The organism is Halorientalis marina (genome assembly GCF_023028345.1).
Classification (GTDB): Archaea; Halobacteriota; Halobacteria; order Halobacteriales; family Haloarculaceae; genus Halorientalis; species Halorientalis marina.
On record NZ_CP095487.1, the window covers coordinates 2856186 to 2874678 of the forward strand.

At 68.6% G+C, this 18493-nt stretch carries 19 protein-coding genes; 10 read left to right on the forward strand and 9 right to left on the reverse strand.

Translation table 11 applies throughout. From position 1 onward, the window contains the following. Window positions 1-15: 15 nt before the first annotated feature. Window positions 16-2136, reverse strand: coding sequence for a pentapeptide repeat-containing protein (locus MUG96_RS14645; RefSeq protein WP_246983898.1), 2121 nt, complete (start codon window positions 2134-2136; stop codon window positions 16-18). Window positions 2137-2330: 194 nt separating this feature from the next. On the opposite strand from MUG96_RS14645, the gene MUG96_RS14650 reads away from it, so the two are divergent. Together MUG96_RS14650 and hmgA are read left to right on the forward strand one after the other, a co-directional pair. Then, on the forward strand, window positions 2331-4028 hold the full coding sequence (locus tag MUG96_RS14650; protein ID WP_246983900.1) for an alkaline phosphatase D family protein: 1698 nt from the start codon (window positions 2331-2333) through the stop codon (window positions 4026-4028). A gap of 92 nt (window positions 4029-4120) precedes the next feature. Next, the gene (gene hmgA / locus MUG96_RS14655) at window positions 4121-5332 is read left to right on the forward strand and encodes a hydroxymethylglutaryl-CoA reductase (NADPH) (protein WP_246983902.1); all 1212 of its coding nucleotides are present in this window, start codon (window positions 4121-4123) and stop codon (window positions 5330-5332) included. Window positions 5333-5337: 5 nt separating this feature from the next. On the opposite strand, the gene MUG96_RS14660 is transcribed toward hmgA, so the two are convergent. The 3 genes from MUG96_RS14660 to MUG96_RS14670 all read right to left on the reverse strand — a co-directional run bounded on the left by MUG96_RS14660 (window position 5338) and on the right by MUG96_RS14670 (window position 6772). Continuing rightward, entirely contained in the window at window positions 5338-5739 is a 402-nt protein-coding gene (locus MUG96_RS14660; protein WP_246983904.1) for a hypothetical protein, read from the reverse strand. A 137-nt stretch (window positions 5740-5876) separates the two neighbouring features. Further along, entirely contained in the window at window positions 5877-6248 is a 372-nt protein-coding gene (locus MUG96_RS14665; protein ID WP_246983905.1) for a hypothetical protein, read from the reverse strand. Then, the gene (locus MUG96_RS14670) at window positions 6245-6772 is read right to left on the reverse strand and encodes a DUF5817 domain-containing protein (RefSeq protein WP_246983906.1); all 528 of its coding nucleotides are present in this window, start codon (window positions 6770-6772) and stop codon (window positions 6245-6247) included. The genes MUG96_RS14665 and MUG96_RS14670 overlap by 4 nt, the downstream gene beginning before the upstream one ends. A gap of 116 nt (window positions 6773-6888) precedes the next feature. On the opposite strand from MUG96_RS14670, the gene MUG96_RS14675 reads away from it, so the two are divergent. Both MUG96_RS14675 and MUG96_RS14680 read left to right on the forward strand, forming a co-directional pair. Continuing rightward, window positions 6889-7224 carry a cupin domain-containing protein gene (locus MUG96_RS14675; protein ID WP_246983907.1) on the forward strand — a complete coding sequence of 112 codons (336 nt, stop codon included), beginning with the start codon at window positions 6889-6891 and terminating at the stop codon, window positions 7222-7224. A 102-nt stretch (window positions 7225-7326) separates the two neighbouring features. After that, window positions 7327-8148, forward strand: a complete 822-nt coding sequence (locus tag MUG96_RS14680) for a DUF7537 family lipoprotein (protein ID WP_246983908.1) — start codon at window positions 7327-7329, stop codon at window positions 8146-8148. 8 nt (window positions 8149-8156) lie between these two features. Here the strand turns inward: MUG96_RS14680 and icd are convergent, their stop codons facing one another. Further along, a complete protein-coding gene (icd, locus tag MUG96_RS14685; protein ID WP_246983909.1) occupies window positions 8157-9419 on the reverse strand; it encodes an isocitrate dehydrogenase (NADP(+)) in 1263 nt (420 codons plus the stop codon). 228 nt (window positions 9420-9647) lie between these two features. On the opposite strand from icd, the gene MUG96_RS14690 reads away from it, so the two are divergent. After that, window positions 9648-10289 (forward strand): hypothetical protein, encoded by a 642-nt coding sequence (locus MUG96_RS14690; RefSeq protein ID WP_246983910.1) that lies wholly within the window; start codon window positions 9648-9650, stop codon window positions 10287-10289. A 95-nt stretch (window positions 10290-10384) separates the two neighbouring features. After that, window positions 10385-11281, forward strand: a complete 897-nt coding sequence (gene map, locus MUG96_RS14695; RefSeq protein WP_246983912.1) for a type II methionyl aminopeptidase — start codon at window positions 10385-10387, stop codon at window positions 11279-11281. A gap of 114 nt (window positions 11282-11395) precedes the next feature. On the opposite strand, the gene MUG96_RS14700 is transcribed toward map, so the two are convergent. Further along, complete coding sequence (locus MUG96_RS14700; RefSeq protein WP_246983914.1) at window positions 11396-11596, reverse strand: DUF7835 family putative zinc beta-ribbon protein; 201 nt, start codon at window positions 11594-11596, stop codon at window positions 11396-11398. 296 nt (window positions 11597-11892) lie between these two features. On the opposite strand from MUG96_RS14700, the gene MUG96_RS14705 reads away from it, so the two are divergent. Both MUG96_RS14705 and MUG96_RS14710 read left to right on the forward strand, forming a co-directional pair. Further along, window positions 11893-12435 carry an HIT family protein gene (locus MUG96_RS14705; protein ID WP_246983916.1) on the forward strand — a complete coding sequence of 181 codons (543 nt, stop codon included), beginning with the start codon at window positions 11893-11895 and terminating at the stop codon, window positions 12433-12435. A 66-nt stretch (window positions 12436-12501) separates the two neighbouring features. After that, window positions 12502-13440: a cation diffusion facilitator family transporter gene (locus MUG96_RS14710; protein WP_246983918.1), complete on the forward strand. Its 939-nt coding sequence runs from the start codon at window positions 12502-12504 to the stop codon at window positions 13438-13440. Between the two features lie 9 nt (window positions 13441-13449). On the opposite strand, the gene MUG96_RS14715 is transcribed toward MUG96_RS14710, so the two are convergent. Together MUG96_RS14715 and MUG96_RS14720 are read right to left on the reverse strand one after the other, a co-directional pair. Next, window positions 13450-13722, reverse strand: a complete 273-nt coding sequence (locus tag MUG96_RS14715; protein ID WP_246983920.1) for a hypothetical protein — start codon at window positions 13720-13722, stop codon at window positions 13450-13452. 69 nt (window positions 13723-13791) lie between these two features. After that, entirely contained in the window at window positions 13792-15051 is a 1260-nt protein-coding gene (locus MUG96_RS14720) for a tRNA (N(6)-L-threonylcarbamoyladenosine(37)-C(2))-methylthiotransferase (RefSeq protein ID WP_246983922.1), read from the reverse strand. Between the two features lie 187 nt (window positions 15052-15238). Here MUG96_RS14720 and MUG96_RS14725 point away from each other — a divergent pair, with 187 nt between their 5' ends. Continuing rightward, window positions 15239-16726 carry a spermidine synthase gene (locus MUG96_RS14725; protein WP_373222115.1) on the forward strand — a complete coding sequence of 496 codons (1488 nt, stop codon included), beginning with the start codon at window positions 15239-15241 and terminating at the stop codon, window positions 16724-16726. On the opposite strand, the gene deoC is transcribed toward MUG96_RS14725, so the two are convergent. Then, complete coding sequence (deoC, locus tag MUG96_RS14730) at window positions 16727-17482, reverse strand: deoxyribose-phosphate aldolase (protein WP_246983926.1); 756 nt, start codon at window positions 17480-17482, stop codon at window positions 16727-16729. Window positions 17483-17573: 91 nt separating this feature from the next. On the opposite strand from deoC, the gene MUG96_RS14735 reads away from it, so the two are divergent. Next, window positions 17574-18419, forward strand: coding sequence for a DUF63 family protein (locus tag MUG96_RS14735; protein WP_246983928.1), 846 nt, complete (start codon window positions 17574-17576; stop codon window positions 18417-18419). The last annotated feature ends 74 nt before the right edge of the window (window positions 18420-18493 follow it).

Below are 18493 nucleotides of genomic sequence, written 5' to 3' on the forward strand. Positions count from 1 at the left end.
CCTTCCCGTGCGCGTTCATATCTCGGAGCGCTTGATGAGGGCGTACAGCACGAGGCCGCCGAGGATGACCGAGAGGTAGACCTCGAACGGGGCGAGGATGCGCGCGGCCCAGCCCTGCGGGCCGTTGAACCCGTAGCCGATGGTGAGGAAGGTGATGTAGCTGAACGAGAGGATCTCGAAGAACTGCGCCCGGCCGCCCGGCGTGGTGAAGGCGGCGGAGACCGATTCGGGCTGGCTGACACCCTCCAGCGCGAACGCGGGACCGCCGAAGGCATAGACCGGGGCCAGCAGTGCCGGTACGATGGCGAAGACGGCGAAGATCCGGAAGATCCGCATCCCGTGGCCGCAGGTGATTCCGAGGAAGCCGTTCTCGATAGCACGGACGGCGTTGCGAAACCGGGTGCCGAGGCCTGCACTGCCGTCGCCGGCGATGGCGAGGTGCTTCCTCCGGGCGTACTGCTGGCGGTTCATCCGGAACTCGCCGGCGGCCTTCATGTTCCCGGCCGCCGAAGCGCTCTTCTTTGCGTTGAGGTAGGTCGTCTCGATGACCGCCGGCGTCATCTCGAGGGCGTAGGTCCGGTCGACGCTGTCGTCGAACACGTGAAGCGTCCACTCGTTTCGGTCGAGGTAGTCGGTGTGGGACGAGAAGTCGAACTCGTTGCCGTCGAACTCGTCGAAGACGGTGTTACAGAATCGGAAGTAGTCGAGCAGTTGGTCGCTCCCCCCGCTCTCGCGGGCGGACTGGAGGTCGATGTCGCCGATGGACGCGCGGGTGAGGTCGTACCGGACCCACCCGTCTTTCGGCTGGGTGATCGTCCCGCCACGGATCGTCGCGTCGGTGCAGTTCACGTACGGGTCGTCGTCGGTCGCCAGCACCATCGCGTCGATGCGCTCGGAGAACTCGGCGTCCTCGAAGTCGATGGTGCCGGCGAACTCGACGCGCATGAAGTTCGCCGAGGTGAACTCCGCGTCCGCGAAGTTGGCGTCGCCGTGGAAGACCGCGCTGTCGAAGGAGGCGTTGTCTTCGAGGCGGTTCGCGTGCCCCCGGAACTCGGCGCCGCGGAACACGGCCTGTCCCTCGAAGGTCACCTCCGAGAAGTCGGTATCCTCGACGAACCGGACCTCGTCGAAATCCGCCTGCCCCTCGAACGTGGCGCCGACGAAGTCCGCGTCGGCGTTGAACCAGGTCTCCTGGAAGTGTGCGTCCCCCTCGAAGGTGGCGTCGGCCAGGTTCGAGTACCGGATTTCGGCCTGCGAGAAGTCCACGTCGGCGGCGAAGGTGGCGTCGACGAAGCGCACGTCGTCCTCCAGCGTGCGGGCGCCGCCCCGGAACTCCGTGCCCCGAAAGTTCGCTGGCGCCTCGAACCGCGCGCTCTCGAAGGTAGCGTCCTCGGCGAAGGTGACCTCCGAGAAGTGTGCCTCGTCAGCGAAGGTGGCCTGGCGGAACCAGACGTCCCCGTCGAAACGGGCGTCCTCGAACTCGGCCGTCCCCTCGAACGTGGCCCGGCTGAAGTCCGAGGCCCCGAGTTCCACGCGACCGAACTCCGCCGTCTCGGCGAAGATCGCGTCGACGAAGCTCGCGTTGTCGTCCATCTCGTTCGACTTCCCGGTGAAGGTCCCGCCGCGGAAGGAGGCCCGCGCCTCGAACCGGGCGCCCTCGAAACTGGTGTCCTCGGCACAGGTGATCTCCTCGAGCCGCGTCTCAGCCCCGAAGGTGGTGCGCGTGAACTCGCAGTCGCGGTCGAATCGCGACTCCTCGGCGTGGACCGGGGCGGTGATCGAGGAGTCCGTCACCTCCACGTCGTACTCGAAGTGGGCGTCCTCGATCTCCATGCCACCGATCTCGCAGTCCGTGAACGTCAGCGGCACCATCACGTCCGCGTGTTCGACGCTGATACCCTCCTCGAAGGTGCAGTCGCGGAACACGACGGGGTGGTTGTTCTGCCCGCCGACGTCCAGATAGTCCAGTTCGAGTTCGGGGAAGGTCCGTCCCTCGAAGGTCTTCTCGTCGCGGTCGCCGCGGTTGACGACGGCGACGAGCGCGTCGCGCACCGCGTCGGCCTCGATCCCCCGCCTTTCGCGCTCCGCGGGCGACAGTTCGAGGACCGACCGGTGTTCGGCCAGTGACTCCGACATTGGCTGGTCGCACGCGGAGTTGCCTCAAAAATGTTTGGCGTTAGACCTGTTCCTGGCGATGGATGCGCCGTCGCGCGGGGTCGCCCGGGTGGGACTCCGGCACCGGACCCACCGCAGGCTATTTTCGGCCGCCGTTCCTGTGTGCGCTCGATGGCCCTCCCGACGACGCCGACCGCCGCTGGAGGTGGCGACCGATGACCGACGACGGCACGACGGACCTTGACCGCCGGGAGGTCCTGAACTCCGTCGGCTCGCTCACGCTCGGGACGCTCCTGGCGTCCGAACTCGGCGCCGACGTGCCCGGCGCGCTCCCCATCGAGCGCGTCTCCGGGCGACCACAGCGGGGCGCGGCCGACGACGCGGCCGCCGACGTGTTCCCGCAAGGCGTCGCCAGCGGCGATCCGACGACCAGCGGGGCGATCTGCTGGACCCGGATCGACCCCGACGCGTACAGCCCGACGACGCCGCTCTCGGTCGAGGTCGTCGCGGAGAGCGGTTTCGAGCGGTTCGGGGGCATCTGGAGCGTCGAGACCGACGGCCTCGCCGACCGGGACCACACGGTCGCGGTCGACCTCGACGGCCGGCTCGACCCGGACCGGGGGTACGCCTACCGGTTCGTCTACGGCGACACGCGCGGCCCCGTGGGACGCTTTCGGACCCTGCCGCGGCCGACGGCGTCGCCCGACAGTCTGCGCTTTGGCGTCCTCACCTGCCAGGACTACATGAACGGCTACTACGGCGCGTTCGGCCACGTCGCCGACGACGACCTCGACTGGCTCGTCCACCTCGGCGATTTCATCTACGAGTGGGCCGGCGACTCCGAGTACGACGGTCGCGACATCGCCCTCCCGAGCGGCCACGACCTGGCCTGGGGACTGTCCGACTTCCGGCACCTCTACCGGACCTACCGGAGCGACCCGCTCCTGCAGTCGGCGCTCGCGAGTGCCGCTCTGATCGCCACCTGGGACGACCACGAGGTCGTCAACAACCGGTACTGGGACTACGAGGCCGACCGGCCGGCGACGAACTACCACCCCCGCAGCGACGACCCCAAGTTCATGTCGCAGCTGTTCGCCGACGGCATCCGGGCCTGGTGGGAGTACATGCCCGTCCGGGTGCAGTACGACCCGGACGCCGACCGGGTACAGGACCAACTCCGGCTCTACCGCTCGTTCCGGTTCGGCGACCTGCTGGAACTGGTCGTCACCGACGAGCGGCTCTTCCGGTCGCAACCGAACGACGACGACGGCGGGCCGGTTCCGGCCGGTGCCCTCGACGCGCCCGGCGAGGCCGACCTCGACCACACGATGCTGGGGGCCGACCAGCGCGAGTGGTTCCTCGAACGGGTGACGGAAAACGACGCCACCTGGACCGCGTGGGCGAACGAGGTCCTGAACATGCGGCTGGACACGGAGTTCCGGGGCCGGGAGACGTACGAGCTCGCCGACTCCTGGGACGGGTACGAGACCGAGCGCCGGCTGGTGATGGACGCCATCGACGCGGCGGACGTGGAGAACTTCGTCGCGTTGACCGGCGACCTCCACACCGCGCTGGCCGGCTACATGCGGACGCGGTACGGCGACGGCGGCTCGCGGGTCGGCGTCGAACTCATGACGCCGGCGGTCACGAGCATCAACCTCGCCGAGGCCATCGAACAGCGGGACGCCGGCGTGCCGCCGTCGCTCGCCGAGCGCGTCCTGGTCTCGAACAACGACCACATCCAGTTTCTGAACAGCACCAACCACGGCTACGCCGTCGCGGAGTTCACGCCCGAGGCCTGCACGTACACGGCCTACGCCGTCGACAAGACCGTCGATTCGGCGGCCGCCTCGCGCCGCGAACTCGCCAGTTTCCGCGTGCCCGCCGGCGAGACCGTCCTCCGCCCGACCTGACGGACGGCGGCGCCTGCACTCGGCCGCCGGCGACGAGCGCCGGGCCGCCCGAATCGGCAACAGTTAGGGGGCCGGGGGCCCCGGTGTCGGGCATGACCGACGCCAGCGACCTCGCCGAGCGCGTCCGCGACGGCGAGCTCCGCCTGTACGAACTGGAAGACCACGCCGACCACGAGACGGCGGCCGCCGCCCGTCGGCAGTTACTCGCCGCGGAGACCGGTGCCGATCTCGACGCCGTCGGCGATTTCACCTTCGACGCCGCCGACGCCGAGCCGAACATCGAGAACATGATCGGCGCGGCGCAGGTGCCGATGGGCGTCGCCGGCCCCATCCCGGTCGACGGCGAGGCCGCCGACGACGAACACTACCTGCCGCTGTCCACCTCCGAAGGGGCGCTGGTCGCCAGCGTCAACCGCGGGTGTGGAGCCATCCGGGCGGCCGGCGGCGCGACGGCGCGCGTCCTCAAGAACGGGATGACGCGGGCACCCGTGTTTCGCGTCGAAGACGTTGGCGAGGCCGCGACCGTGGCGGCCTGGACCCGTGAGCACGTCGACACGCTGGCCGAGGCCGCCGAGTCGACGACGAGCCACGGCGAACTGACCGACGTGACGCCCTACGTCGTCGGCGACAGCGTCTTCCTCCGCTTCCGCTACGACACGAAAGACGCGATGGGGATGAACATGGCTACCATCGCCACCGAGGAGGCCTGTGCCGTCGTCGAGGCCGAGACCCCGGCCGACCTCGTGGCGCTCTCGGGGAACCTCTGTACGGACAAGAAGCCGGCCGCCGTCAACGCCGTCGAGGGGCGCGGTCGGACGGTCGCCGCCGACGTGCTCCTGCCACACGAGGAGGTCGAATCCCGGCTGAAGACGACGGCGGCCGCCATCGCGGAGGCCAACACCCGGAAGAACCTCGTCGGGAGCGCGAAGGCGGGCAGTCTCGGGTTCAACGCCCACGCCGCGAACGTCGTCGCCGCGGCCTTCCTCGCGCTCGGGCAGGACATCGCACAGGTCGTCGAGGGAGCGAACGCCATCACGACCGTCGAGGAACGCGACGAGGGGCTGTACGCCTCCGTCACGCTGGCCTCGCTGGAGGTGGGGACGGTCGGCGGCGGGACGACACTCCCCACGCAGGCGGAGGCGCTGGACGTAGTGGGCGTCCGCGGCGGCGGCGACCCGGCAGGCAGCAACGCCGACGCGCTCGCGGAGGTCATCGCCACCGGCGCGCTCGCGGGTGAACTCTCCCTGCTCGGCGCGCTCGCCTCGGACCACCTCGCCTCGGCCCACGACGAACTCGGGCGGTGAGCGGCTCAGTCGCCGAGCACCGCTTCCAGGTCGAGTTCGGACCGGAGTTCGTCCCGGACGATGCCGTACACGATGGTCACACAGCCCGTGACCAGGATCGCGAGGACGCCGAAGACGTACCCCGGGCCGACCAGTTGCTCCAGTAACCAGTCGGCAAACAGCAGGGCCCAGCCGGTCGCGATGAGTACGAACCCGACTGCCCGCCAGTCACGTCCACGGCGGGCGAAGTGGAGGCTGCCGGCGACGAACGCGATCACGAAGAGCAGTTGCCCGACCCGCGTTACCCGCAGGCCGAACGGGTCCGGCCGCTGCAGCCCTGCGTCCACCAGTACCACGACAGCGCCCACGACCAGCGCCAGCAGGAACCCGCCCAACCACCGGCTCCCGAGCGTCGACTGTTCACTCATACCACACGTCCCGACGCTCGACCGGATAAATTCCCGCGACTGTTGAGGGAGGAAAAAGCCCATAAGATGCTTTTACTGCACTCTCACGCCCGATACGTCTTTTAGCGGACTACGGCACGCGGCGGGGGCCGGCCGTGTTACGGCGTGCGGCGGGTCTGTGCGACGAGAAAGAGTGCCCCGCCGATCAGGATCGCGAACCCGAGAAAGAGGACCAGTGGGCTCCCGACGGCGGGCGCGAGGGCGACGAGTCCCCAGCCACCCGCGCCGATAGCGTGAGCGATGCCGATCAGCCGCTCGCCGCGACGGAGGTAGACGCCGGCACCGAGGCCGAACCCGACGGCGAGAACGATCACGGACAGGGCGATCATCCGGACCCGTGCACCGCCGACGGCGACGGGGTCGACGACCGGTTCGGCGAGAAAGAGCAGGCCGGCGACGCCGACGAACGTGCCGACGACCATCGACGCGTAATCGGGGTCCTCGCCGACGACCGCTTCGAGCCCGGTCATAGCAGTCGGTACGTCCCCCCGCTCTCGGTCGCGCGGCCGCGGCGGGTCAGCTTCGCCAGCGCGTCGCGGACGTACTCGGCCGGGACGCCCCGCTCCGTGGCGTAGTCGACGACCGCTTTCTCGGTCGGCTCGTCGAGGTCCCGAAGCGCGGACAGGACGACCTCCTTCCGACTGCCGGCGCTGTTGCCGGCGCCGCTCTCGGCGCGGGACGCCGCCGCGGAGACCGCGTCGGTGTCGACGCCGGCCTCGCCCAGGTACTCCTCGTCGTCGACCCCGGCCTCGTCCAGGTAGCGGTCCATCTCCGCGAACGAGTCGAGTTCCGCGAAGGCGTCGGCGTGGCCCTGGCGCTTGGCGAGCATGGCCGCCCGCGCCTCGCGGGCCTGGTCCGGGTCGTCGGTCGTGACGAACTGTTTGCGTTTCGCGTACTGGCGAGTCGTCCCACACTGCGGGCACTCGCTGCGTTCGGGGCGGCCCTCGACGACCCACAGCGCCGAGCACTCGCTACACCCGACCACCGCGTACATACTCCCACGTCGGGCCCGTTCGCCCAAGAACCTGCCGACAGGGCGGCCGCGGGCGTGCCGGGTCGCGACGGGCCGCGGCCGAACGCTTAGGTGCGTGCCGGCCGAGGGGACGAGCCATGAAGACGGTCACACAGGCCGACCGCGAGACGGTCGAGGTCGTCGACGGCGTCCACCTCACCCAGCTGGCCGCCGGCCAGGAGACGAGCGCCCAGCACTTCCACATCGAGCCCGGGGCCGAGGTCCCGGAGCACAGCCATCACCACGAACAGACGGGGTTCGTCTTCACCGGAACGCTCACGTTCGAGGTGGCCGGCGAGTCGCTCCCGGTTGGCCCCGGCGATTCCTTCACCATCCCCGGCAGCGAGCCCCACGCCGCCGCGAACGAAGGGGAAGTCCCCGTCGAAGGCGTCGATATCTTCGCGCCGCCGCGTCCGAACCCGGACTGGGAGTAGGGACTGCCGGGTACCGAGCAGGTTCCGCGCGGGTTCGGTGCGTCTATTGTGAGGTCCGTAGCCACGGAACGGTTAGTTGTGCGTGGGCCGAACGAGCAGTTGGTGACCCGCCTCGCAGCGCTCGCGGTCGCGGTGCTCGCCCTCACCGCCGGTTGCAACGGCATCACGAGTAACGACGGCGCCCGGGCGGGTGCAGACGGGACCGCGACGGTGACGCCGGCGCCGGGACCGACCGGGCAGTCCTTCGTCAACACGGGGTCGGTCCCGGACCCACAGACGCTGGCGACCGGGCACGCGACGGCGCTCTCCCGGACGAACTACACCGTCCTGATCCGCGAACGGGTGACCGCCGGGAACCGGACCGTCCGTCTAGACAGGCGGCAGCGTGAGGTCACACGCAACGCGGAGCGGTACCTGCTCCGGCGCGAGCGGACGACCCGTGGGCTCCCCTCGAACGCTATCGCACCCGTCGTCAGCTACTGGTTCGACGGGTCGACGGTCGTCTCCCGTGTCGGCGCCAACGGCTCCACCCTCCGGGTCTACCCGAACACGACGACCGGTCCGCTCCGCTCGCCCTCCGACCGGGACTACATCGAGCGCCTGGCGCGGGCGTTCTCGCTCCGACGTGCCAACGCGACCGACGGTGTCGTGTACAATTCGACGCGCCTCACCGCCCCGGAGTCCGCGCCGAGTAGCCCCTACGTCGGCCGCCAGCGCAACGCCTCGGTGACACTCCGTCTCGACAGGCGGGGCTACGTCGAGTCCTACCGGTACGCCTTCGACGGGACGGCGCCCCGGGTCGGGGAACAGGTCCGCGTGGTTCGCGAAGTGCGGTTCCAGAAGGTCGGACGGACGACGGTGACACTACCCGAGTGGGTCGAACGAGCGAGAGAACAGCACGGCGTCGGCGATGAGGACGGGTGAAAGAGGCGTCAGGCCAGGTCGTGGATGTTGTCGGCGACGCGCTGGGCGAACTCGCTGGTCGCGAGGCGTTCGCCGCCCTGAATCTGTCGTTCGATGTCGTAGGTGACCTTCTTCGAGCGGATGGCCTCGGCGACGCCCTCGCGGACGAGCTGGCCGGCGTCCTCCCAGCCCATGTACTCGAGCATCAGCTTTCCGGAGAGGATCATCGCAGTGGGGTTGACCTTGTCCTGGCCGGCGTACTTCGGCGCCGAGCCGTGGACGGGTTCGGCGAGACAGCGGCCGTCCCCGAAGTTCGCACCCGGTGCGATGCCGAGCCCGCCGATCTGGGCGCCACAGGCGTCCGAGAGGTAGTCGCCGTTGAGGTTCGGCATCGCGAGGATGTCGTAGTTCTCGGTGCGGGTGAGGATCTGCTGGAGCATGTTGTCGGCGATGCGGTCGTTGACGACGACGGCGTTTTCGGGCTGTTCGCCGTCCCGCTCCTCCCAGAGGGTGTCCTCGGTGATGACCTCGCTGCCGTACTCCTCCTCGGCGACCTCGTAGCCCCAGTCGCGGAAGGCGCCCTCGGTGAACTTCATGATGTTACCCTTGTGGACCAGCGTCACTGAGTCGCGGTCGTTCTCCAGGGCGTAGTCGATGGCCTTGCGGACGAGGCGCTTCGTGCCGAACTCGGTGATCGGCTTGACGCCGATACCGACCTCGCCCTCGTGGATGGTCTCGTCGAAGCCCATCTCTCCCTCGACGAAGTCGCGGACTTCCTCGACCTCGTCGGTGCCGGCCTCCCACTCGATGCCGGCGTAGACGTCCTCGGTGTTCTCCCGGAACGTGACCATGTCCATCTGGTCCGGTCGTTTGACCGGGGAGGGGACCCCCTCGATGTGGTAGGTCGGACGGACGTTGCAGTAGAGGTCGAGTCGCTTTCGGAGCGCGACGTTCAGCGACCGGAAGCCGGCACCGACGGGCGTCGTGAGCGGGCCCTTGATGCCCACCGCGAACTCCCGGAACGCCTGGAGCGTGTCCTGCGGGAGGTTCTCGTCGTACATTTCGCGGGCGGTCTCGCCAGCGTAGACTCGCATCCAATGGATATCGCGGCCTGTCGCGGCCGCGGCGGCTTCGAGAACCTTCTGAGCCGCCGGGCCGACGTCGGTACCGATTCCGTCGCCGTAGATGATCGGGATAATCGGTTCGTCAGGCACGTCGAGTTGGTCGTTCTCCGCGTCTACCACCTCTATTTTCTCGCCGTCAGCGGGCACATCGACCTTCTCGTAGGACATATTGTCGACCTTCACACGACGGGCTAAAAGGCCTACCGCTTCCTCGGAAACTCTATACAACTTTCGGGATGGTTATTCGCTGGCAGGACTTCCCCGGGCCACGTGCCACCGACGGGCCCCGGGTGACTCCCCGGGGGGTGGACCGATACCCCAACGGGGCGACAGGAGTTTTCAGATTCGATAGCGGGACGAGACTGTTTATTACGTCGGTTCACCTCACGCGCACGTATGCACCGGCGAGACCTGTTACGGACGGGCGGACTCACGTTCGCGACGGGGGTCACCGTGGGGCTGGCCGGGTGTACGGACGACAGCGGGGGCGGTGGCGACGACTCCGCGTTCGAGGACGCCCTGGAGGGCGACGGCGGGGGCGAAGGTGACGACGAGAGCAACGGTGACGACCAGGACGACGCCAAAGCCGAAACTGCGGACGAACCGACTGACACCGACACGAGCGACGAAACACGGACCGAGACGGCGGACGATTCGTTCCGCGACGAGTCGACCCCGACGCCCCGACCGGCGGGACTCACGGGGGGTGTCGGCAACAACGCGGTGTCCGGTCTCACCGTGGTCGACCACTCGGCGTCGAAAGGCGACTCGTTGCGCGTGTCGATCACCGTCGAGAACACCGGCGACCGTGTGATGGAGCCGCAGTACTACAGTTACGACATCACCGCGATCTACGAGGATGGGTCGTCGATGGAGGCACCGTTCACCTCTCAGCAGGGCGGCGAAGGCGACGTCCAGCCGGGCGAGCGAGGGAGCATCACCGTCGACGCGTCGGTTCGTGACCCCGGTTCGGTCGTCCGCTATCGCATCAGCGTGAATTGCGGGACCTCGACGCTGGGAGTCTACTGCGAGGACTGAGGGGCGCGGGCGGCAGTGCCCACTTCGACGACGGGTGGAACCCGCTGCCCGCCCCGAACACAAGTCCTTTGCCGCCCTTCGCCGAACGGAGGGGTATGAGCGAGGCCGATCTGGACGCCGAGAAGTACGAGAAACACCGGGAGGCCGGCGAAATTCTCGCCGAAGTCCGCGACGAGGCCGCGGAGATGGTGGAGGTGGGTGCGAGCCATCTCGAAATCGCCGAATGGGCCGAAGACCGCATCCGCGAACTGGGCGGGCAGCCGGCCTTCCCCGTCAACATCAGCATCGACGAGGAGGCAGCCCACGCCACCCCGGGCGTCGACGACAGCGAGACCTTCGGCGAGGAGATGATCAACCTCGACATCGGCGTCAGCATCGACGGCTGGCTCGCCGACACCGCCGTCACCATCGACCTCTCGGGCAATCCCGAACTCGCCGAAGCCAGCGAGGAAGCGCTCGACGCCGCCCTCGACGTCGTCGAACCGGGCGTCGAGACCGGCGAGATCGGCGCCGTCGTCGAGGACGTCATCGACGGCTACGGGTTCAACCCCGTCGTGAACCTGACCGGGCACGGCCTCGGCCAGTACCAGCAACACATCCCGCCGAACATCCCCAACCGGGCCGTCGAACAGGGCGTCGAACTCGAAGCCGGCGACGTGGTCGCTATCGAGCCGTTCGCCACCGACGGCGGCGGGAAGGTCAGCGAGGGGGCCGACGAGGAGATTTTCGCCCTCGAAAACGAGGGGTCGGTCCGCAACCGCGACGCCCGGAAGGCGCTCCAGCAGATCACCGAGGAGTTCAAGACGCTTCCCTTCGCCACCCGATGGCTCGACGTGAACCGCCCCGAAATGGCCCTGCGGCGGCTGAAACAGCAGGACATCCTCCACGGCTACCCCGTTCTCAAGGAGGAAGACGGGTGTCTCGTGAGTCAGAAAGAACACACCATCATCGTGACCGAAGACGGCTGTGAAGTGACGACGCGCTCGCGGTGAGTGATCGAGAGAAGCAAGCGGCGACCGCACCTGCTCGCGACTGCAGAGAGGCAGTGTGAGGTGGAGTGGGAGGGTGAGAACGGGGGGTGCCCGTCCTGGGGAGCGGATGCCAGCCTAGGCGTTGTTCATGCGGAGTGCCGTCTGTGTGCCACAGACGCGACACTCGCTCACGCGGTAGGGTTCCCGCGAGTACTCGGCGTTCTCGGGGCGGGAACTCTCCGTCATGATCTGCACCGACACAGTGTGGGGAGTCTCGCGGCCACAGTTGTCACACCGTTCCGCCATCTCGTCTTGCCCTTCGTTCGTGGCTGACATCACACCTCGTGCTCGCGGCGAGAACTGCATAAAAACCCCAATCCGTTCCACTCCGTTCAACCGTGAATTGCGCCGCCTTAATGCGGTTCGTCGGAAGGAGGACCTGAGATCGCACCAGACCGTTCAAGGCGCGGTCTGATGGCGTCTTTCGGACCAGCCCCGGGAAAACGGCCGATGGATATAAGTACTGGCAGTGGCTCGTGGTTCGGACTCGGGGAGCGTGGATCGCCGCCCGGACTCGGCGGTCCGGACGTTCGTCCGTGGTGGTTATGCCGGTCCGGGACCGACCGGGACCCATGGAGCAGGTGTTCGCCCCGTGGCGGATCGACTGGGTGGAACGGCCGGACAAGAACCCCGACATCGAGGAGTGTGTCTTCTGTGAACTCCCCGAAGCCGACGACGACCGCGCGAACAACATCGTCGCGCGCGGCGAACACGCATTCGTCATCCTGAACAACTACCCGTACAACCCCGGCCACGCGATGGTGATCCCCCACGAGCACACCGGCGACTACGGGGACCTCGACGACGAGGTCCTGCTCGACCACGCCCGCCTGAAACAGCGGACCTTCGACGCGCTGGAGGCGGCGATGGCGCCCAACGGCTTCAACGCGGGCCTGAACCTCGGGGGCGGCGCGGCCGGCGGCTCCATCGACGACCACCTCCACACCCACGTCGTCCCCCGCTGGGAGGGCGACACGAACTTCATGCCGGTGATCGGCGAGACGAAAGTGATCATCGAGGCCGTCGAGGACACGTACGACCGACTCCACGAGGCGTTCGCGGAGCAGGACGGAACGACTGTCACCGGCGACGACCGCGCGGTCCGGATCGACTGACGGCCGCGGGCCCGTGCAGAGTCGGGGATGCCGGTACTTTTGACCCCCGGCGTGCAAACCCGGACGATGGCCCGGGCGTCCGCTCTCAGGCGAGTCGGCCTGTTGATCCTCGGGGTCAACCTCCTGTTGGCCGTCGCCAAGGGCGCCGTCTGGTTCGCGACGGGGAGCCTCGCGGTCGGATCCGAGGCGGTCAACAGCCTCGCCGACACGGTCTACAGCCTCGTCATCGTCGCGGGCATCTACCTGACCACGCGGCCGCCGGACTTCGAGCACCCCCACGGCCACGAACGGATCGAGCCGTTCGTGGGGCTGTTCGTCGCCGGCGGCATCTTCACGGCCGGCGGGGTCGTCCTCTGGCAGGCCGGGACGACGATCCTCTCCGGGTCGGTCACGGTCACGCGCAATCCCGCCGCCGTCGCCGTCCTCGCGGGTGCGGCCGTCGCCAAGTACCTGCTCTACCGCTACTGTCTGGCCGTCGGGACCGACCACCACTCGCCGGCGGTGGTCGCCGTCGCGCTGGACAACCGCAACGACATCCTCACCGCGAGTGCGGCACTGGCCGGCGTGGTCGGTGCGGCCGCCGGCTTTCCCCTGCTCGACCCGCTGGCCGCCGTCCTCGTCGGGTTCGCCATCCTCTACACCGGCGTCGAGGTCGTCCGGGACAACGTCGACTACCTCGTCGGCGCGGCACCGCCGGAGGAACTGCGGGCCGACATCGTCCGCCGTGCGCTCGCCCACCCCGAAGTCGAGGGCGCCCACGACGTGATCGCCCACTACGTCGGCCCCGAGATCGACGTGTCCCTCCACATCGAGGTCGAAGGCGACCACACGCTCCGGGAGGCACACGATATCGAGACGGATGTTATCGATTCGATCCGCGAACTCCCGGAGGTCGACGACGTGTTCGTCCACGTCGATCCGAAGGAACTCGGGGAGTGGAAGCCCGACGCGGAGGTCGACCGGCTGGCCGGCGGGCCGACCGACCCCGACGGTGGCGGTGAGTGAGGCTCGCCGTCAGGCGGGTCCCGGCTCCGGCCCTGTCCCGTTCCGGCGCCGCAACAGCGTCGCACCGACCACGAGTAAGAGCAACTGTGCACCGAACCCGAGGGCGAACGCCGCCGCGCCGCTCGCGACGAGCGTCCCTGTCGCCGCGCCCTGGGCCCCGAGGACGGCGACGACCAGCGTCACTGCCAGCAGGCCGGTCGCCGTGGCGTCGACGATCTCCTCGCGGACCAGTTCGCGCAGGGGACGGCCGGTGTCGCCGTCGATGAGCGCAGCCAGGCACATACCCCCGAGAACGGACGCGAACGACTTGAAAATTCGGCCCAGCGGCGGTGATGGCGACGAAGCCCCGGCTCACAGCGGCTCGCCGAAGGCGTACACCGTGTTGTGGCTCGTGATTTCCACGTCGACGGTGTCGCCCACTTCGAGGCCGCGTGCCTCGCCGTCGGCGACGACGACCTGGCGGTAGGCCTCGTCGTAGCCGACCAGCGATTCCTCGCGGCCGTCCTCGGTGAGCAGGACCGACCGCTCGGTCCCGATCATCTCCTCGTAGGCCTCGCCCACGAGGTCCATCTTCAGCTCCGACATCGCCTTCGAGCGGTCCTTCTTCGTCTGGCCGCCCAGCCCCTTCATGTCGGCCGCATCGGTGCCGGGCCGCTTCGAGAAGCGGGTGACGTTGATCTTCTCGGGGCGAGTCTCCCGCATGAGCGCCATGCTCTGTGCGTGGTCCGCGGGGTCCTCCGTGGGGAAGCCGACGATGAAGTCCGTCGAGAGCGTCCAGTAGTCGAGGCGCTCGTCGAAGGTTTCGACGACCTCGACGTACTCTTCCACGGCGTGCTGGCGGCGCATATCCGCGAGCACGCCGTCGCTCCCGGACTGGACCGGCGCGTGCAGGAAGTTGTAGAGTTCCTCGTTCTCGGCGAAGACCGCCGCCAGCTCTTCGCGGACGCCGTGGACGCCCTTCGGGTTAGCCATGCCAACGCGGACGCGGAAGTCGCCGTCGATGGCACAGATGCGGTCGAGCAGTTCCGGGAGGAGGCTATCGCCCTGATTCCGGTCCCAGCCGTAGACGCCGGTGTCCTGCCCGGTGATGCGGAGTTCCTTCGCGCCCGCGTGGACGAGCGCCCGAGCCTTCTCGACGTTCTCCTCGACCGGTGGGCTGTCGATGCGGCCGGTCGCCTGCTTGGTGATGCAGTACGAGCAGTCGCTCATACAGCCGCGAGCGATGGGGAGGATGCCGACGACGCCGTTCAGCACCGGTTCGGTGTCCGGCGTCACCGTCGGACACTCGCCGTTGAGGACGTGCTGGGGCACGTCGTCCCAGTGGAGAACCTCTGCGTCCACGCCGGCCTGCTCGAACTCCTCGCCCTGTGCGAGGGCCATACAGCCGGTGACGACGAGGTCGCCGGGCGTGGCTTCGTCGAGTTCTTCGGCCCGCCTGAGCATGTTCTGCTCGGTCTTCTCCAGGACCGTGCAGGTGTTGAGGATGGCTACGTCGGCCTCCTCGGGGCCGTCCGCGGGGTGGTGGCCCCCCTCGCGGAGCGACCGCTCGATCTGCTGGGTCTCACCCCGGTTCGAGGTGCACCCGTACGTTTCGATGTGATAGCGGGCCATCGCGTACAGACTCTCGCCGCTCCGGGCGCAAAAACGCGACGAATCGGGGCGACCGACCGAGCAGTGGCGTGACGAGCACGGCAGGATTATATCCGTCCCACTGCTAACGCGTGTCGTGTCACGGTCACGAGCCGCGGTCGACGTGTCCCCGGTCGGGTTCGCCGTCTTCGCCTCCGGCGTCGCGAGCATGGGCCTGGAGATCGTCGCCGGCCGCCTGCTCGCGCCCACGTACGGGAGCAGTATCTACGTCTGGGGAGCGATCATCGGGGTGTTCCTCACCGCGCTCAGCGTCGGCTACTGGGCCGGCGGGAAGCGAGCGGCGACGGGCGCATCACGGCGAGCAATCGCCGCCGTCTTCGTCGGGTCGGCGCTGTTCGTCGCCGCGCTTATCGTCGGCGGCGAGTGGGTGATCCGGGCGAGCGCCGATCTACCGATTCCACAGCGGTACGCGCCGCTCGTCCCGATCACCGTCCTCTTCGGGCCGCCGACCGTCCTGCTCGGGTTCGTCAGCCCCTACGCCGCGGAACTGGTCGAGGCCGAGAGCACGGGCGGCGCGTCCGGCCACGTCTACGCGCTCGGGACCGTCGGCAGCATCGTCGGCGCGTTCGCGACGACGTTCGCGCTGATCCCCTACGTCGGCGTGACGCTGATCGAGTTCGCCTTCGGCGTCGTCCTCGTCGTCGCCGCGCTCGCGCTGGCAGATCGGGAAGATACCGCCACCTGGAGCGGCGTCTTCGCCGCGATCGTCCTCCTGTTGCTCGCCTTCTCGCTCGCGGCGTACACCCCCGTCGGCGACCGCACGGTCTACCAGACACAGACGGCGTACCAGGAACTCCGGGTCGCCGACGACGACGGCGTCCGGACGCTGTACCTCGACGGCGTCCGCCACAGTGCGATGGACCTCGACCAGCCCACCCGCTACGTCTTCGGGTACACCCGCTACTTTCATATGCCGCTGCTGTTCCGTGACTCCCCCGACGTGGACCGGGTGCTGTTCGTCGGCGGGGGCGGCTTTTCCGGCCCCAAGCGCTACGCCCACGAGTACGACGTGACCGTCGACGTCGTCGAGATCGACCCCGCCGTGGTCGACGCCGCCCAGCAGTATTTCAACGTCTCCGAATCCGAGAAGCTGAACATCCACACGCGGGACGGCCGCGTGTTCCTCCAGGAGACCAACCGGACCTACGACGTGATCGTCCTCGACGCCTACCGGTCGGACCAGGTGCCACACCACCTGACGACGGTCGAGTTCATGCGCGAGGCGCGGTCGCATCTGAGCGAGGACGGCGTGCTCGTCGCCAACGTCATCTCCGCGCGGAGCGGGGCCGGCTCGGAGTTCTACCGCGCCCAGTACCGCACGATGCGCGAGGTGTTCCCACAGGTGTACAGTTTCCCGACGAGCAACACCGAGTCCCTTCAGAACATCGAACTCGTTGCGACCGTCGACGACGGACGGGTGACCGAATCGGAGCTCCGCGAGCGCAACCGGGCCCGTGACATCGGGATCGACCTCTCGAACGAAATCAGGAGCTACCAGTCGGACGTGGCCGTCGGCGATGTCCCGGTCCTCCGGGACGACTACGCGCCCGTCGACCGCCTCCTGCGGTCACAGGCGGGCCAGCGCTACGTCGTCGAAGCGGCGAACGAAACGACGACGGCCACGCCGAGGCCCTGATCATTCCTCGTCGGAATCGTCCGCGCCGTCACTGCCTGCCCCCTCGACGTTGGTGTCTCCCTCGTCGTCCCCGGCGCCCGACTCGTCGTCCGAGTCGGTACCGCGCATGTAGTCGACCCCGTCGTCAGCCGTCGCGTCCTGCCACTCCGCGACGATGACGTCGCCGCTACTGGCACCGATTCGTTCGGCGCCCGCATCGAGCATCGATTTCGCGTCTTCCCACGAGCCGATTCCGCCGCTGGCTTTGACCGGGAGGTAGTCGCTCATCAGTTCGACGTCGGCGACCGTCGCGCCGCCGTCGCCGAAGCCGGTCGCGGTCTTGAGGTAGTCGGCACCGGCCTCGACCGCCAGTTCGCAGGCCCGGTGGAGCTGGTCGTCGGTCAGGGACGGCGCCTCGACGATGACTTTCACCGGGAGCGGAACGCTGGCGACGACCGATTCGATGTCCTCGCGGTAGCGGTCGTCTTCGCTGCCGAGGAGCAAGCCGGCGTTGGCGACGAGATCGATCTCGTCGGCCCCGTCCAGCCACGCGCGCTCCGCTTCGGCGCACTTGACGGTCGTGGGGTGTTGGCCGTGTGGGAAGCCGACGACGGTAGCAACCAGTACATCCGTGGCGTACCCACGCATATCGACGTAACACGGTGGAATACAGACGTTGGTCCCGTACTCCATCGCCTCGTCGAACAGCGTTAACACGTCCTCGCCCGTCGTCGTCGGCCCGAGCACCGTGTGATCGACCCGCCCCGGAAGCGTCATGCCCCCGGATTCAGCCGACTCCCACATAAACCCGGTCGCCGCGATGGCGTGTATCGGAACGCTTTCGGCCGCCCGGCGACCCTCCACGGACATGTCGCAGACCCCCGGGACCGTCGTCCTGCAACTGCTTCCGAGCGGGCTCGTCGTCCCACCGGTGCCGTACCTGTTCGTACTAGCCGTCGCCGGCGGCGCCGTCGTCGGGCTGGTCTACAGCCGTCGGCCGCCGGTCACACAGCGAGTCGTCGCCGCGTTCGCCCCCTGGATGGTCGCCGGCGCCGCGCTCCACGCGCTGTATCAGCGCGAGGCCGTGCCAGCGGTCGTCGCGCCACTGGCCGGCGCACCGGCGGTTTACGTCACGACGTTCACGATAGCCGGTGGCGTGTGGCTGGCGCTCTCGCTGGCCGGTAGCGAGGTGCCGGCCCGACTGGCAGTCGCGGGTGCCGTCGCCGCCCTGATCCCGAGCGGTCTGGTCCTCCGGACAGGCGTCACGGCCGGGACCTTCTCGCCGGTCATCCCACTGGCGGCCCTAGTCGTCGCCGTCCTCCTCGCTGGCCTGGTGTACGCGGCGATGGCACGAGTCCGGCCGACACCGGTCGACCGGGCCGGACTACTCGGCGTGCTCGTCGTCTTCGGACACACGCTCGACGGCGTTTCGACGGCGGTCGGTGTCGACCTCCTCGGGACGGGAGAGCGGAGTCCGCTCCCGCGTGCGATCATGGACCTGGCCCGCGAACTCCCGACGGCACCGCTCATCGGCGAGGGGTGGCTGTTCGTGCTTGTCAAACTCAGCGTCGCAGTGGTCGTCCTCGACCTCTTCGGCGACTTCGTCGAGGACGACCCGGTCTGGGGGAACACGGCCCTCGGTGTGGTCGCCGCCGTCGGGCTCGGCCCCGGCGCCCACAACCTCCTGCTTTTCGCGGCCGTCGGCCCCGTCTGAGTGTCACGGCCGGTGTCCCGGGAGGACAGTCACGCCGGAGCCGTCGCTCCGCGTCGTCCGGAAAATGGGGATGA